This window comes from Streptosporangium sp. NPDC049046 (genome assembly GCF_040649155.1).
Taxonomy (GTDB): Bacteria; Actinomycetota; Actinomycetes; order Streptosporangiales; family Streptosporangiaceae; genus Streptosporangium.
The window spans coordinates 156,764-172,418 of record NZ_JBEZEZ010000012.1 but is presented as its reverse complement, the minus strand read 5'-3'; the positions used below and the strand labels follow the sequence as shown (position 1 = coordinate 172,418).

General features: G+C 71.4%; 11 protein-coding genes. 6 read left to right on the top strand and 5 right to left on the bottom strand.

The annotated features are described in order from the left end of the window. Nucleotides 1-211 precede the first annotated feature (211 nt). Nucleotides 212-1,894 carry a PH domain-containing protein gene (locus AB0B96_RS19320; protein ID WP_362900320.1) on the top strand — a complete coding sequence of 561 codons (1,683 nt, stop codon included), beginning with the start codon at nt 212-214 and terminating at the stop codon, nt 1,892-1,894. A gap of 252 nt (nt 1,895-2,146) precedes the next feature. Here the strand turns inward: AB0B96_RS19320 and sepH are convergent, their stop codons facing one another. The 3 genes from sepH to AB0B96_RS19305 form a co-directional block, all read right to left on the bottom strand. Beyond that, nucleotides 2,147-4,033 carry a septation protein SepH gene (sepH, locus tag AB0B96_RS19315; RefSeq protein WP_362900318.1) on the bottom strand — a complete coding sequence of 629 codons (1,887 nt, stop codon included), beginning with the start codon at nt 4,031-4,033 and terminating at the stop codon, nt 2,147-2,149. 593 nt (nt 4,034-4,626) lie between these two features. Continuing rightward, entirely contained in the window at nt 4,627-5,940 is a 1,314-nt protein-coding gene (locus AB0B96_RS19310; RefSeq protein WP_362900316.1) for a D-arabinono-1,4-lactone oxidase, read from the bottom strand. A 133-nt stretch (nt 5,941-6,073) separates the two neighbouring features. After that, nucleotides 6,074-7,270 (bottom strand): MFS transporter, encoded by a 1,197-nt coding sequence (locus AB0B96_RS19305; RefSeq protein WP_362900314.1) that lies wholly within the window; start codon nt 7,268-7,270, stop codon nt 6,074-6,076. A 126-nt stretch (nt 7,271-7,396) separates the two neighbouring features. Between AB0B96_RS19305 and AB0B96_RS19300 the strand changes: the two genes are divergently transcribed. Then, entirely contained in the window at nt 7,397-8,719 is a 1,323-nt protein-coding gene (locus AB0B96_RS19300) for a lytic murein transglycosylase (protein WP_362900312.1), read from the top strand. Between the two features lie 137 nt (nt 8,720-8,856). Here AB0B96_RS19300 and AB0B96_RS19295 read toward each other — a convergent pair whose 3' ends face one another. Further along, nucleotides 8,857-9,819 (bottom strand): ferrochelatase, encoded by a 963-nt coding sequence (locus AB0B96_RS19295; protein ID WP_362900310.1) that lies wholly within the window; start codon nt 9,817-9,819, stop codon nt 8,857-8,859. A 129-nt stretch (nt 9,820-9,948) separates the two neighbouring features. On the opposite strand from AB0B96_RS19295, the gene AB0B96_RS19290 reads away from it, so the two are divergent. Together AB0B96_RS19290 and AB0B96_RS19285 are read left to right on the top strand one after the other, a co-directional pair. Continuing rightward, nucleotides 9,949-11,934: a S9 family peptidase gene (locus tag AB0B96_RS19290; protein ID WP_362900308.1), complete on the top strand. Its 1,986-nt coding sequence runs from the start codon at nt 9,949-9,951 to the stop codon at nt 11,932-11,934. 171 nt (nt 11,935-12,105) lie between these two features. Then, on the top strand, nt 12,106-12,924 hold the full coding sequence (locus AB0B96_RS19285; protein ID WP_362900306.1) for an inositol monophosphatase family protein: 819 nt from the start codon (nt 12,106-12,108) through the stop codon (nt 12,922-12,924). Between the two features lie 89 nt (nt 12,925-13,013). Here AB0B96_RS19285 and AB0B96_RS19280 read toward each other — a convergent pair whose 3' ends face one another. After that, entirely contained in the window at nt 13,014-13,196 is a 183-nt protein-coding gene (locus AB0B96_RS19280; protein ID WP_350946858.1) for a hypothetical protein, read from the bottom strand. A gap of 207 nt (nt 13,197-13,403) precedes the next feature. On the opposite strand from AB0B96_RS19280, the gene AB0B96_RS19275 reads away from it, so the two are divergent. Both AB0B96_RS19275 and AB0B96_RS19270 read left to right on the top strand, forming a co-directional pair. Next, nucleotides 13,404-14,057, top strand: a complete 654-nt coding sequence (locus AB0B96_RS19275) for a response regulator transcription factor (RefSeq protein WP_350946642.1) — start codon at nt 13,404-13,406, stop codon at nt 14,055-14,057. After that, entirely contained in the window at nt 14,054-15,457 is a 1,404-nt protein-coding gene (locus AB0B96_RS19270) for a HAMP domain-containing sensor histidine kinase (RefSeq protein WP_362900304.1), read from the top strand. Before AB0B96_RS19275 ends, AB0B96_RS19270 begins: the two co-directional genes overlap by 4 nt. Nucleotides 15,458-15,655: the final 198 nt, after the last annotated feature.

The following is a 15,655-nucleotide window of genomic DNA, read 5'->3' as shown; positions in this document are numbered from 1 at the left end:
GCCGCCCGTCCGAACCGGTGCGGGACCGGAGCATCCACATGTGCCCGACGGTGACATGGGCGATGGCAAGGACGGTGGCGCGGCAGGCGTCCCACCTGGCCGAGACGGTGCCGGGCCGGGTGGCCCACACCTCCAGGGTGGCGCCGGGCCCGGTGTCCCGCACGGCCGGGCCGGCGGCGGCCCGGGTTTCCCGCGTGGGCCGGGCGGTGACATGGCCGGACCGGGAGCAGGACCGGGAGTCCCGCCGACGGAGAGACCTCTGAGGCTCAGCCCGAAGGTCCTGCTGACCGATCCGATCCGGATGCTGCCCTCGCTGCTCCTGCCGCTCGCCGGTCTGCTGTTCCTCGGCGGCTTCTCCCCGGGATCCTTCGGGTGGGCCGGGACGGCGGTCGTCGGCTCCGTCGTGTTCGCGGCCGCGCGCTGGCTCACCTTCACCTACCAGATCGTCGGTGACCGGCTGGAGCTCACCCGGTCACTGATCAGCAGGTCGGTGCGGACGATCCCTCTGGAGCGGATCCGCGGCGTCGACGTCAGCGCCCCGCCGCTGCACCGTCTGCTCGGCATCGCCGTTCTCAGGATCGACACCGGCGCGAGCGGCGACGAGAAGCAGGAGGGCGAACTCGACGGGGTCACCGTCGAGGAGGGGGAGCGGCTCAAGGCCGTGCTGCTCTGGCACGCCCGTGCCCGGACGGCGAGACGCGTCCAGGCGCGTGGAGCGGCGCCGGCGGCCGGTGCCGGCTCCGATGAGCTCGCGGCAGGTGCGCCCGATCCATCCGGTGTGTCCGCCGGGGTGCGGGAGGAGCCGGCCGGATCCTCCACCCGCCACGAGGTGGGCGACACGACCCCCGAGCGGGTGTTCTTCGTGATGCCGAGGAAGTGGCTCGTGTACGGCCCTCTCTCCGGCGCCTACCTGCTCACCCCCTTCGCGCTGGTGGCCGGTGCCGTGGGCGCGGCGTTCCAGTGGGGCAGCGAGCTCAGAGTCGACAGACGGGTCGTGCTGGACTTCGGGGAGTGGCTCTGGGGGCATCCGCTCCTGCTCGTCGCGGCCCTGATCCTGCTGTTCCTGGCGATGCCGGTGATCGCCGCGATCATGTACGCGGTGTTCAACTGGAACTTCACCCTCCGCGCCGCCGAGGGATACCTGATCGCCGGGCGCGGTCTGGTCACGCACAGGAACGTCTCTCTGGAGCGGCGCAGGGTGCGGGGATTCGAGTTCGTCGAGGGGCCGGCCGAGCGCTGGGCGGGGCTGGGCCGCGCGTGGGCGATCGTGACCGGTCTCGGCGACTCGGAGACCAGGGGCCAGCTGATGCCCGTCGCCCCGAGGGACACCGTGCTCGAGGTGGTGGGCGAGGCGATCGGCCCGATCGCCTCGGGGCTGCGGCCACACCCGCCGGCGGCGCGCAGGCGCAGGCTGTTCAGGGCGATCTTCCCGTGGCTGGTGATCGCCGCGTGTGCGGTGACGGCCGCCTGGACGTGGTCCGGGTTCTGGTGGGCGCTCGCGGTGCCGGCCCTGCTTCTCGCGCTGCTGGGCGTCCCGCTCGGTCTCGATCGCTACCGCTCCCTCGGGCACACGTACGACGGGAGCCGTCTGTCGGTCCGGTCGGGGTCGCTGCGGCGTTCCCAGGCGGTGGTGGAGCAGCGGGCCGTGGTCGGCTGGACCCTGAGGCAGACCTGGTTCCAGCGTCGCGCCGGTCTGCTGACCGTGATCGCGGGCGTGGGGGCGGGCACCGGTGGCTACCCGGCCGTCGACGTCGGCGAGGCGGAGGGACCGGCCTTCGCCGCCGAGGTCACCCCCGCCTGGCTCGCCCCGTTCCTCGTCCCGCACGCGCCCGCGACTCCGGGGACCTCCGGCAGCCCGGAGCCCTCCCCGTCCGGCGGGCGGCTCTCGCCCTGAGGGGGCCTTTCCGAGGCCTTCTCGTTCTTGCGGCGGGCCGGGGTCTCGCGGCGCCGAAACCCGGAAGGCCCGCCTCTCGGGGACCTCTCACCCCCTCGTGTCCACGACCGTCGCCGAGGTCGTGGGGGCGGCCGCACGCATCCGGCGTCCCGGGTCGTCGCCGAGGTGGACGGCCCCTCGGGTCCAGGGCCTGCGACGACGAGGCGGGGGTGACCGGGAACCCCGGTCACCCCCGCCTCGGTGCGGTGCGGTTCAGTCCTGGCGGCGGGCGCCGAACATGATCTCGTCCCAGGTGGGCACGGACGCGCGCCGCCCCCTGGACTTCTTGGCGGGCCGGGCCGGAGCCGGTGCGGGCTTCGGCGGCTCCGCGGGCTTCTCCGCGGCGGGCTTGTCGGCCTTGGTCTCCTGCATCGCCCCCGTGTCCCCCTGTGTCTCCTGCTTGCCAGGCGCGGTCTTGGCCCGCTTGTCCACGCTGACGCGCGCCGCGGGTACGGCTATCGAACCCTCCTGGGCCGTTCCGGTCTCGGGAACGGGTTCGGAGGCGGGGGTCTCCTTCTCCGCTTCCGAGGGGACCTGCTCGGTGGCCCTGCCGGTCGCGGGGGAACGCTGGTCGGCGGGGTCGGACAGGGCGGCGGCCGGAGCGGTCACGGCCGGTTCCGGCGCGGCGGAGGGCGAGGGGTTCGCGCTCTCGGTGCTCTCGGGGGCCTCCGGAGCCTTCGCGACCTCCTCGGGCTCTTCGGCCTTCGTGGCCTCCGGAGCCTTCGCCGCCTCGGGAGGCGGCGTGACCTGCGACTCCTTCGTCGTCTCGGGAGCACGCTCGGTCTCGGCGGCCCTCATCGCGGCGGGCTCGGCCGTACCGTCCTGCCCCGGGATCGCCTCCTCGGGCCCTTGGGGAAGGAGGTCTCCCCGCGCGGCGGCGGATCCGCGTGCGGCGGTCGCCTGCTCCGGCGTGGTCGCCGTGGACGGCTCGGACGCCGTCACGGAGGGCTGCGAGGTGACGGCGGGTGCCGAGGGCTCCGGAGCGGACAGCGGCTCGTACGAAGCCGGCGCGACCGGCTCGTACGGAGCCGGGTACGCGGCGGGAGGTTCGGGCAGCACGGGCTCGGGAGGCTTGACCCGCGTGACGGGACCGGAGTCCTGGGCCACGGGCTCCGGCGCCCTTTCCTGCTGGTATCCGGCGGGGTCGGGGGCGCGTAGCGGCGGCACCGTCACCCTTGGAGCCTCGTACCCGGCGGGGAGCGGGGGCATGGGCGGCTGCTGGTAGGCGGCCGGGGACGCCGGAGACGCAGAGGGCGCAGAGGGCAGGGCAGGGGCCGCGGGCGAGGGGGATGCCTGAGGCGGCTGAGGTGTCGGGGACGCCGGGGACGCCGAAGACGCCGGAGACACTGCGGGGTCGGCCTGCGCGTAGGCGGGCCGGGGCTGGGCCGGGGTCTCGTGCCGCAGAACCGAGGGGAAGGCCACCGGAGGCTGGTTCAGCGGCTCCGGCGCCAGCGACGGCACCGGAGCGAGCTTGGCCACGCGCGGGACGAACGGCGTGACCGTGGTGTCCTCGAACGGCTCGACGTCCTCGCCACTGGACAGCCGCAGCGCCTCGTCGTCGTGGGGCGTTATGTGACGCCGGCGCGGGTCGAAGAGCCACTCGGCGTTGCGCGTGTGACCGTTCCACACGAATCCGAGCTTGATGCGCCACATGTTGTCGTCCCGCTTGGCCGAATCCCATTCGATCTCGTCGGCGGGAACGCCTCGGCGGGTCAGCCGCTCGGCGACCAGGTCGCCGAGGGTGGGACCTGGAGCGGAGTCGCCCGGCAGGCGTACGGCGCAGCGCTGCGCCTGCTGTGCCATGTACTCACGTTCCTGGAGCACGGGGCCCTCGAACCACCGCACGCGCTCGACCGGGATGCCCGCCGTGTTGGCGATCTCCTCCGCGGTCTCGCCGGCACGGATCCGGGCCTGGATCTCCTTGGGGCGCAACGGACTCTCCACTTCGATCTCGTACTGGCCGAGACGGGAGAAGTTGCCGCGGACGGCAGCACGGAGCCGGTCGTCGACGGGCAGCGTGAACCGGGTACCCCGGCCGGCTGTCGCCAGCACGAGATAGGTCCCGTCCTCACTCACCGCGACGAGTCGGAGCTCCTGCATGCGAGTCCCTTCGTCGTCGTGCTCAATCTTCCCCCGGACCCTTGAGTCTCTCGCGTGTGCCGGTTGCCTGCCAGCACCGTACCCGGCATGTCCGAACATCGCCTTCCTGGATGGGGCTCGCAGCGATGTGACGCCGGTCACATTTGCTCCATTCATCTATTACAGGGCACCGGTCTGGAGCAGCGACTTCCGGGCCCTCAGGGGATTCTCACGGATAACTCCGGGAACCGCTGCGGACTTCCACCAAGAACCGGGAGATGGCGGTGAGGCCGGTCCGCCGGTTCGGGTGGGATATGCCGCGATCGCGGTGTTGTGCGGGAGCCGGTCGTCGCGCTCCGTGACGACGGGACGCGGCGGCGGCTGACATGGACGGCGGGAGAAGGTCATCTCCGGCGGACTCCCTCGGGGTCGAGCGGCGCGGGCGTCTGCGAATCTGCCCCTCGTACGCCTCGGGGGAACGACGGGACACGCGGACGCGTCACTCTTCGAGCGAGCCTTTGCGACATCCTTTACCGAAAGCCGGAGAGAAGCGGCCGATTGGGGGGAACGGTGCCCGGCCGACGGCCGTACGGTCACCAGAGGTCCGGGGAAGGTCACCCCAGCACGGTGTCGAGATGGTCGTTGGAAAAGACGCGCCCCGGGTCGAGGGCGTCCCGTACCGCGAGGAAGTCACCGAATCGGGGATAGACCCCGGCCAGGTAGGACGCGTCACGGGTGTGCAGCTTGCCCCAGTGCGGGCGGCCGCCGAGCCCGATCATGATCTCCTCGACGCCCTCGAAGTAGGCGGGGTTCGGCGTCGGCCGGTAGACGTGGCAGGCGATATAGGCCGAGTCCCTGCCGTAGGCGGTGGACAGCCAGGCGTCCGAGGCCGGGGTGACCCGCACCTCGACGGGAAAGCTGATCTTCCAGTCTCGCCGTTCCAGCAGGTCGCGAACCTCGTGGAGGGCCTGGCCGAGGTGCTCGCGCGCGACGGCGTACTCCATCTCCAGAAAGCGCACCTCCCGCACGCTCGTGAAGATCTTGTGTGAGGCGTCGACGCAGGACGAGGCCGAGAGCGTCGCGGCCGAGAGCGCGTTGAGCCGGGGGATGGCGCGCGGGTAGCGTCCGCCGACGCCGCACACCGCGCCGAACAGGGTGTTCTCCATGAGGTGGTTGTCGAGCCAGTACTTCAGCGCGCTCGGCGGCCTGGCCGGTCCGGGGCTGCGGTTGTTGCGCTTGGTCAGGCAGGTGTCGGTGTGCGGCAGCCAGAAGAAGTCGAGATGCTCGTTGCCGGTGACGAGCGTGTCCAGGGAGTCGAGGATCGAGGTCAGCGCCATCGGCTCCCGCACGCTGCGCAGCAGGAAGGCCGGCTCGACCCGGAAGGTCACCGCGGTCACCACGCCGAGCGCGCCCAGGCCCACCCTGGCGGCGTCGAACAGGTCCCGCTCGGCCACCCCCCGGATCCTCCCCTCGCCGTCGCCGCGAACCGTGACGATCTCGCCGTCGGCGAGCACCATCTCCAGCGCCAGCACCTGGTCGGCGAGTCCGCCGACGTCCCTGCCGGTGCCGTGGGTGCCGGTCTGGATCGCCCCGGCCACGGTCTGGGCGTCGATGTCGCCCATGTTGGCCAGGGCGAGGCCCATCCGGTGCAACTCCCGGTTGAGTGCGCCGATCGTCGTCCCGGCCTCGGCCGTCACCCAGCCGTCCCCGGTCTCGCGGATCCCGGTCAGCGCGCCGGGCCGCAGCAGGAGGCCGTCGGTGAGCGCCACCGCGGTGAACGAGTGGCCGCTGCCGGTCATGCGCACCCGGCGGCCCGCCGCGGCCGCCTCCCGCACGGCCCGCGAGACCTCCTCGGCGGAGGAGGGCGCCCGGACCTCCGCGGGGGTGGCGGCCTGGTTGCGGGCCCAGTTGCGGAAGGTCTCGCCCATGTTCACTCCTGCCCGGCGGGCGGCATCCCGCCTGCCGGGGGCGCCGACGCCCCGTTCGCGGGGGAGTCCCGCCCACGCTCAGGTGGGCCGCCGGTTCGTGTTCGCGTGCTTCTCCAGCGAATATGAACGATACTCACGATTGCTGCTGTGCGACAGGGGTTCGCAGCCAGGCGGAGCCGCCGACGCCGACCGCGACGGCGAGCAGGGCGCAGGCGAAGGAGAACCCGTAGGCGTTGGAGGCTCCGAACGTGTCGGTGAGCCTGCCCCCCGCCCAGGCGCCGATCGCCACGCCGAACCCGACCGACGTCGAGATCCACGCCATGCCCTCGGTGAGCAGGGCGGCCGGGACCAGTTGCTCGGTCAGGCTGTAGCCGGTGATGACGGTCGGGGAGATGGCCAGACCGGCCAGGAACAGCGCGCCCGCCATGACCCTGATGTCGCCGATGAGCATGACCGGGGTGATACCGGCCGCGAACGCCGCGAGCGAGCGAACGAACCTGCTGCTCAGCGGGATGCTCCACTGCCGCGCGCCGTACCAGAGGCCGGAGACGAGGCTCCCGCCGGCGAACGAGGCGAGCAGCAGTCCGGCCGCGGCCCGGGAACCCCGCTCCTCGGCGAACGCGACCGTGATCAGGTCGACCGAGCCGAACACCGCACCCATCGCCAGGAAGGCGCACGACATCAGGGCCACGCCGGGAATGGTGATCGGGGTGCCGGAGCGCGCCTCCCTGCGGCGAACGGGCGGCTCCGTGCCGCGCTGCAGGGCGAAGGCGATGGTGCCCACGACCGTGCAGGTCAGAGCCACGACCAGGCCCGCATACGGGTTGATCATGGTGGCCAGGGCGGTGACCAGCGCCGGGCCCGCGACGAAGATGATCTCGTCGGCGACCGACTCGAAGGAGAACGCCGTGTGCAGCCTCCCCGACCCGGCCAGCAGGTGCGACCAGCGGGCGCGCACGAGCGAGCCGAGTGACAGCGCGGTCGCGCCGACCATGACGCCGGTGGCGAAGAGCGTCCAGAGGGGAGCACCGTACTCGGCGCAGAGCATCATCGCGGTCAGCGTGGCGCCGTGCGCGAACGTGAACGGGATGACTATCCTGGCCTGGCCGAACCTGTCCACCAGGCGTCCCGACAGCGGGGCCGCGACGGCGAAGGAGACGCTGACGGTGGCCGCGACCGCGCCCGCCGTCGCGTAGGAGCCGGTGAGTTCTTTGATGAGCAGCACGATGCCGATGCCGAGCATCGACATGGGCATCCGCCCGAAGAACCCGGCGACGACGAACCCCTTGGCGCCGGGCATGCTGAACAACCCTCTGTACGGCCCGACCACCGATAATCCCCTTGCTGATCTTCACGCGTGGAACATGCCGACGATTTCGCACGGAACCGCCGGTCGGCAAGTGATTTTTTCCGTCAACGGCTCACGGAGCGGTCCGTTGGAGCTAACGTGAGCGCGGTGTCACGTCTTCCCGGGTTGCGGCTGTTTGTCCCAGTAGTGGTCGCGATCACCGCCCTCCTCGCCCTCGGCGGCGTCGCCCTCGCGATGATCAACGCCGGTCGCCCCGCCGCTCCCGCCACCTCCGCGGGAGGCGCCGTGGTGGAGTCCCGCGTTCGCGACCTGGCGGCGATCGCGCCGGTGGCGAGCCCTCCCGCGGTCCCGGTGAGCCCGGCGGAACCCGACCCGACGACCCCGGCCGTTCCCGTGGGGGACGGCCAGGCCCCGCGCGACCCCGTCTCCCAGGGGACAGGAGGCGGACAGGGCTCCGCCCCCGAGCCGGGCGCGACGGGCGCCTCCGATCTCACCCTCACCCCGCCCCGGCTGCTGGTCATCTCCCCCTCGACGCTGACCGAGCAGACCAAGGAGGACATCTCCCGGCTCAAGCACGTCCAGAAGATCGACTCCTTCGACGGCGGGGCGGTCAAGGTGTCCGGGGTCGGGCTCAACCTCATCGCCGTCGACCCCGCCCGCTTCCGCACCTGGGCACCCAAAAACATCGCCGACCAGCAGAGGATCTGGGACGCCCTCGCCAAGGGGGAGCTCGTCGCCGACAACTCGGCGGCGCGCCGCCTCGGCCTGGTCCTCGGCTCGGAGTACCAGGTGGACGGCGGTCCCCGGCTGCGGGCCGCGGCCTCCGCCTCGTTCGGCCTGCCCGGCGTGGACGGCATCGTCGGGGAGGAGACCGGCCGCAGGCTGGGGCTGCTGCCCGGCGTGGCGCTGCTCGTGCACGGCCCCGAGAAGGCCTCCACCGTCCTCAGGACACGGGTGGGCAGGCTGCTGAGCCCGGGTTCCCAGGTGGTCGCCGTCGGCGGTGCCAGGAAGAGCGCCCGCGAGCCCGCCGCGAAGACCGCCGGCGCCAAGACGGCGGGAACCGGCAAGGTGCGGCAGGTCACGGTCGGCAGGCCAGGTAGCTACCTGGAGCTCTACCGCAAGGCGGCCGAGGTCTGCCCGGGGCTCTCCTGGACGGTCCTGGCCGCGATCGGCCAGGTGGAGAGCTCACACGGGCGAAACAACGGCCCCTCCTCCGCGGGCGCGCTGGGACCGATGCAGTTCATGCCCGCCACCTGGAAGGCCTACGGCGTGGACGGAGACGGCGACGGCGTCGCCGACATCTGGAACCCGTACGACGCGGTCCCCGGCGCGGCCAACTACCTGTGCGCCAACGGGGCGGGCAAGGGCGGCAAGAAGCTGGAGAAGGCCATCTGGTTCTACAACCACTCCTGGTCGTACGTCGCCAAGGTCATGGGCATCTCCCGCGGCTACGCCGCCGCCTACCCCTGAGGCCCCGGCGAGGCACCCGGGACCGGCCGCGGCCCCGGGGACGTCCACGCCCGTGATCACCGGCCGTCCCGTGGACGCCCGCACCGGTGATCTTCGGGGTTTGGCGGCCGTTCCGTGATCGGCCCGCGCCCTCGTGGCTACCCGCGGCGGCGTGGCGGGGCCGGGCAGCAGGTGGCCGCGCACGCCACCGGCTCCGGCTCGGCGAGCAGCTCTCCGACCATCGAGACGAAGCGCGGGTGGGTCCCGGCCGTGGTGGCCCTGACCAGCGGCAGGCCGATCTTCTTCGCGGTCTCGGCGGCCTCGACGTCGAGGTCGTAGACGACCTCCATGTGGTCGGAGACGAAGCCGATCGGCACCAGCACGACCGCGAGGGCGTCGACCGCGAGCAGATGGTCGCAGACGTCGGGTTCCAGCCACGGGATGTGCGGGGCGCCGCTCCGGCTCTGCCAGACCAGGTCCCACTGCCTGCCGCCGCCCACCTCGGCGGTGACCAGCTCCGCGGCCCGGCGCAGCTGCGCCTCGTACGCGCCGCCGCCGGGACCGGCCGTCGCGGCCATCGAGGTCGGGATGCTGTGGGCGGTGAAGACCAGCCGCGCGCGATCCCTGAGCTCGGCGGGCAGCCGGTCCAGGGCCTCACGGGTGTGGTCGGCCATCGCCGCGACGAACCCGGGATGGTCGAAGTAGTGCCGGAGTTTGACGACCTCCGGGGCACCCTCGACCGCGGCCCTGGCGAGCGCGATGTCGTCGATGTACTGACGGCAGGCCGAGTACGAGCTGTAGGCGGCGGTGACGAAGGCCGCGGCCCTGCGCACCCCGTCCGAGGCCATCTGGCGAAGCGTGTCCTCCAGGTAGGGATGCCAGTTGCGGTTGCCCCAGTAGACCGGGAGGTCGATCGTCGGCTCCACGGCCGCGATCAGGTCACGGCACTGCTGGTTGATCGGGCTGGCGCCGCCGAAGCGCTGGTAGTGCGCCTCGACCTCCAGCAGCCGCTCGCGCGGGATCCCCCGGCCCCTGACCACGTTCTCCAGGAACGGCATGACGTCATCTGGTTTCTCCGGCCCCCCGAACGAGACGACGAGAAGCGCGTCGTAATTCCCCATGGCATTTATCAAACCGCATGCCGGGGTGTCCTCTTGCATGGTCACCTTGAGGACTTCGTTATCAACAAGGTTTGTGGATGCGTGTTCGGAGGCGTGTTCGGAGACGATCGCCGAGGTAAGTTCGAAACCGTGACCCCATTTAACGACATCCGCGATTATGTCGGCGTGCCGCGGGTGACATCCCTGCGGCTATCCCCCGATGGAGTACGCCTGGTCAGCGTGGTGCAGGCGCTTAATCCCGACGGAAGATCCTACGGGACCTCCCTGTGGGAGATCCCTCTCGACGGCCGCCGGCCGTACCGGCTGACCAGATCCGTCAAGGGCGAGACCGGGGCCGAGTTCACGCCGGAGGGCGACCTGCTCTTCGCCTCGCGCCGTCCCGACCCGACCGTGAAGGAGGCGGACGAGGAGGTTCCCGCCCTCTGGCTGCTGCCCGCGACGGGAGGAGAGGCCCGCCAGATCGCCTCCAGGCCAGGAGGCGTCGCCGGGTTCGCGATCGGCGGCGGGACCGTGGTCTTCTGCTCCGACGTGCTCCCCGGTGACGAGGCGGGCGAGGCCGAGCGGCGCAAGACACGTAAGGACGCGGGAATCAGCGCGATCCTGCACGAGAGCTACCCGGTGCGCTACTGGGATCACGACCTCGGCCCCGGAGAGCCTCGGCTGTTCGCCGGCACCCTGGGCGACGGCGAGCGGCTGACCGAGGTGAGGGACCTCACCCCGCAGCCGGGCAAGGCACTGTCGAGCCACAGCGCCTGCGACGTGGCGCCGGACGGCTCCACGGTCGTGACGACCTGGGGCGTGTCGATGCCGCAGGGCGAGCTCCGCTTCGAACTGGTCGCCATCGACACCGCCGACGGCGGCGCCCGGCGGGTCCTGGCCGCCGCCGACGACCACGACTTCGACGGGCCGGTGAGGATCTCTCCGGACGGGCGTCTGGTCGCGTGCGTACGGAACAACCACGCCGACACCGAGCGGATCCCCGAGAGCACCCTGTGGATCGTCGACCTGGCCACCGGGGAGGGCCACTCTGCGGGCGGCGGGCTCTGGCCGTCCGACATGGTCTGGGCGCCCGACTCCCGCTCGCTGTTCGTGGTCGCCGACGACCACGGCCGCCGTCCGATCTTCCGCGTCCCGGCCGACGGGAGCGCGCCGGAGCGGCTCACCCTCGACAACGCCGCCTACAGCTCGCTCAACGTCGCGCCCGACGGCGCCGTCTACGCGCTGCGCGGGGCCGTGGACGCGCCCGCGGCCCCGGTCAGGGTGGCGCGGGACGGGACCGTGGAGAAGCTGACCTCTCCCGTCCCCGACCTGGAGCTGCCGGGCACGCTCACCGAGGTCACCGCGACCGCCGACGACGGCGCGGAGATCAGGGCCTGGCTGGTGGTGCCCGAGGAGGCCTCCGCGAAGAACCCCGCACCGCTCCTGCTGTGGATCCACGGTGGCCCGCTGGGCAGCTGGAACGACTGGTCCTGGCGCTGGAACCCGTGGATCATGGCCCAGCACGGGTACGCCGTGCTGCTGCCCGATCCGTGCCTGTCCACCGGCTACGGGCCGGACATGATCCGGCGCGGCTGGGCCGACTGGGGGCCGCGCACCCACGCCGACCTGATGGCGATCACCGACGCCGCCCTGGAACTCCCCGAGCTCGATCCCACCAGGACCGCGGCGATGGGCGGCTCGTTCGGCGGCTACATGGCCAACTGGGTCGCCGGGCACACCGGCAGGTTCAGGGCGATCGTCACCCACGCCTCGCTGTGGAACCTCGACCAGTTCGCGGGGACCACCGACGCGTCCATGTACTGGCAGCGGGAGTTCGGCTCCCCGGGCACCGGCCTGTACGCGAAGCTCTCCCCGCACCGGTCACTGGAGAACATCTCCACCCCGATGCTGGTCATCCACGGCGACAAGGACTACCGGGTCCCCATCGGGGAGGCGCTTCGCCTGTGGTGGGACCTGCAGCGCTCGGAGGTGGAGTCGAAGTTCCTGTACTTCCCCGACGAGAACCACTGGGTGCTCAAACCGGGCAATGCGGTCGTCTGGTATGAAACGGTTCTGGCCTTTCTCGATCAGCATGTCCTCGGGCGCGAGTGGAAGCGCCCGGAGTCGCTGTCGTGAGCCCGTCTGAGCTCGTCGCGAACCCGTCGTGACCCCGGCACGGCGGGCGATCACCGCCCACCGTGCCGAAAACGACGAGGATGGACCCAGATTTCGGCGGGGCGGCGAGGACTGCCGTACGTCCGGCCGGGCATGTGGGAGGGCGGGTCCCGTCAAGGAGGACCCGCCCGAATGAGCGAGAGTGGTGAGGGGATCGTGGACAGCGCCGTGACCTTCGGGCGGCTGACGGAGGAGATCGCCAGAGAGGCCGGTGAGATGCTGCTGGCCAAGCGGCCGGCCCGGCCCGAGGTGCTGGTCACCAAGTCCAGCCCCACCGACGTGGTGACCGCCCTCGACCGGGCCTCGGAGGAGCTCATCCGCGACAGGATCAAGGCCGTCAGGCCCGACGACGCGATCCTCGGCGAGGAGGGCGGCGCGACCGGCGAGGGCAGGATCCGCTGGATCGTCGACCCGATCGACGGGACGGTCAACTTCCTGTACGGGGTGCCCGAGTGGGCGGTCAGCATCGCGGTCGAGGCGGACGGCGAGGTGATCGCGGGAGCGGTGAACGTCGTGCCCCGCGGCGAGGTGTTCACCGCCGTCAAGGGCGGGGGAGCCTGGCTGGCCGGAGAGCGGCTGAGCTGCAACACCGGGGTGCCGCTGGATCGGGCGCTGATCGCCACCGGGTTCGGCTACGAGAGCGGGCGGCGCGAGGTGCAGGCCGAGGTGCTCCGCCACGTGCTGCCGCGCGTGCGCGACATCCGCAGGGGCGGCTCGGCGGCCTCCGACCTGTGTTCGGTGGCGGCGGGGCGGGTGGACGGCTACTACGAGCGCGGTCCTCAGTACTGGGACTACGGGGCCGGCGGCCTCATCGCCGCGGAGGCCGGGGCGAGGGTCGGCGGGCTTGAGGGCAGGCCGGCCAATCCCGGTCTTCTGCTGTGCGCGGCCCCCGGCCTGTTCGAGGAGCTGCACGACCTGCTGCTCCCGCTCGACCCGGAACGCGACGCCTGACCTTCACGAGGGCCGGTCCCCTCGGATGAGGTGGGCCGGGTGAGGACGTGAAAGAGCCCCCCGGCGGTAGGCCGGAGGGCTCCTTCCCATCAGCGCTGGACGGGGACGCCGTTATCTGTGGCCAGACGGCGGAGATCCTCGATCTCGGCGGTGAAGGTGTCGGCGAGGTAGTCGTCGCCGGAGGACCTGGCCTCCTGCAAGTTCTTGTATGCCTGGTCGAGGCGGTGTTCGATTGTGGCGGTGAACTCGCCCATCTTCACCTTCTTTCTCACGGGCTCATGGGGAACGGAGGATACCGTTATGGAGACTGGAACCGGCTGTACCCAGGGTGAACCAGGCGCTAAACCTGCGTGTTTCCGACATCACATGGAGTGCCCCCTCCTGTGAAGGGCTTACCGTGTGCTTACGGGTGGTGAGGGGAGAATGGGGAGGCCGTCCCAGCGGCTGCTCTGGGAATGTGACGGGAGGTGCCATAGGCCATGCGAGTGCTTGTGGTCGAGGATGAGCGGGTGCTCGCCGACGCGATCGCGACCGGGCTCCGGCGCGAGGCGATGGCCGTGGACGTGGCCTACGACGGTGCGGGGGCGCTGGAGCGGACGGGTTACATCGACTACGACGTGATCGTCCTGGACAGGGATCTGCCCAAGGTCCACGGCGACGAGGTCTGCCGTCGCCTGGTGGCCTCGCGCACCGCCTCCAGGATCCTCATGCTGACCGCCTCCGGCGACGTCGACGACAAGGTGGAGGGGCTGGGGCTGGGGGCCGACGACTATCTGGCCAAGCCCTTCGTGTTCGTCGAGCTGGTGGCGCGGGTGCGGGCGCTCGGCCGTCGTTCCGCCCCGGCGCTGCCGCCGGTGCTCGAGCGCTCCGGGGTGCGTCTGGATCCGGGCAAGCGGCTGGTGACCAGGGACGGCGCGGAGGTCGCGCTCACCAAGAAGGAGTTCGCGGTCCTGGAGGAGCTGATGCGCGCCGAGGGCGCGGTCGTCAGCCAGGAGGACCTGCTGGACAAGGCGTGGGACGAGAACATCGACCCGTTCACCAACGTCGTGCGCGTCACCATGATGACGCTGAGGAAGAAACTGGGCGAGCCCCAGGTGATCGAGACGGTGCCAGGGGTCGGGTACAAGCTGTGAACGCTCCGGCAGGTGGGGGAGAGGAACGCCCGACGTTCGTCCCGGTGGGAGAGAACCGCGACACGGTGCCGACCCATCCGATGATCAGCCCTCACTCCGAGCGGGGCGCCTGGAAGAACGAGCGGCTGGAGTCCGGGCCCGCCGGAGAGCGGAGGCAGGACGAGCAGCCCCCGCCGCCGACCGGCCCGCCGGCCTGGGACGGGCCGCCCCCGGCGGGCGCCGCCCCGATGGAGAGGACGCCGCTGGAGCGGCTGAGGTCGATCATCGACCGGATCAGCATCCGGTGGCGGCTCACCATCACCTACGCCGTGCTGTTCTTCACGGCCGGCGCCCTGCTGCTGGCCGTGATCTACCTCCTGGTGGGCTGGGCGCTCTACGGGGCGTGGCCGCCCTTCCCGTCCGACCTGGACGGGCTTGTGGGGCCGCAGTTGGCGACAGAGATCAAGCGGCAGTGGTACTGGCAGCAGCACGTCGCGATCACCGGGGCGCAGCGGGAGCTGCTGGCCCGCTCGCTGCTCGCCCTGCTGGGGGTCGGCATCCTCGCCGTCATCATCGGCTACATCGTCGCCGACCGGGCGCTCAAGCCCATCCAGCAGATGACCGCCACGGCACGCAAGCTGTCGGGCTCCACGCTCGCCCACGAGCGGATCGACCTCAAGGGTCCCGACGACGAGCTGAAGGAGCTGGCCGACACCTTCGACGCGATGCTCACCAGGCTGAATGTGGCCTTCGACACACAACGAAGATTCGTGGCCAACGCCTCGCACGAGCTGCGCACCCCCCTGACGATCAACCGGACGGTCCTGGAGATCGCCCTGGGCGATCCGGAGGCGTCGGGTGACCTGAAGGCGCTGGGCCGCACGCTCCTGGAGGTGAACGCCCGCAACGAGCGCCTGATCGAGGGCCTGTTGCTGCTCGCCCGCAGCGAGCGCGAGCTGAGCGTGCGCAAGCCGGTGGACATGAAGGACGTGGCCGAGACCGTCGTCGACCAGCTCGCCGCGCGGGCCGACAAGGCCGGGGTCACGGTGATCCCCGACCTTCGGGGCGCCGAGACCGTCGGGGATCCGGTGCTGCTCGAGCGGTGCGTGGCCAACCTGGTGGAGAACGCGATAAAGCACAATCTCCCTGATTCCGGACGCCTGTGGGTGAGGACGGGAATGGTGGAGGGGGCGTTGGTTGTTCAGGTGGCCAACACGGGATCGCATGTGCCCGCGTACGAGGTGAACAGCCTTTTCGAGCCGTTCAGGCGGCTCAATGCCGACCGGGTCGACTCCGACAAGGGGGCGGGGCTCGGGCTCTCCATCGTGCGCGCGGTCGTGCGCGCCCACGGGGGCAACGTGACCGCCGTACCCAGGGACGGAGGGGGTCTCGTGGTCACCGTGCGACTTCAGTCACGTTGATCCGGCGGGGGGCGTCTCGTTCACGCCGTACATGTGGTTGGATGTGCCGTCGAACACGGTGGTGCATGCCGCCGATGCTGTGGTTTACGCCATATTTGGCTAACCGTGGCCATTGGCAGTACGTCCCTCACGTGTAGGGAGGTTCAGTGACCATTCCGGCGGGGTACCGAAGCAGGAATCTCTCTGGCGGATCGGGCA

Coding starts and splice junctions, on each gene's coding strand:
- AB0B96_RS19295 (WP_362900310.1), bottom strand. CDS start 9,819: ATGGGGAATTACGACGCGCTTCTCGTCGTCTCGTTCGGGGGGCCGGAG.
- sepH (WP_362900318.1), bottom strand. CDS start 4,033: ATGCAGGAGCTCCGACTCGTCGCGGTGAGTGAGGACGGGACCTATCTC.
- AB0B96_RS19320 (WP_362900320.1), top strand. CDS start 212: ATGGCCGGACCGGGAGCAGGACCGGGAGTCCCGCCGACGGAGAGACCT.
- AB0B96_RS19285 (WP_362900306.1), top strand. CDS start 12,106: ATGAGCGAGAGTGGTGAGGGGATCGTGGACAGCGCCGTGACCTTCGGG.
- AB0B96_RS19310 (WP_362900316.1), bottom strand. CDS start 5,940: ATGGGCGAGACCTTCCGCAACTGGGCCCGCAACCAGGCCGCCACCCCC.
- AB0B96_RS19275 (WP_350946642.1), top strand. CDS start 13,404: ATGCGAGTGCTTGTGGTCGAGGATGAGCGGGTGCTCGCCGACGCGATC.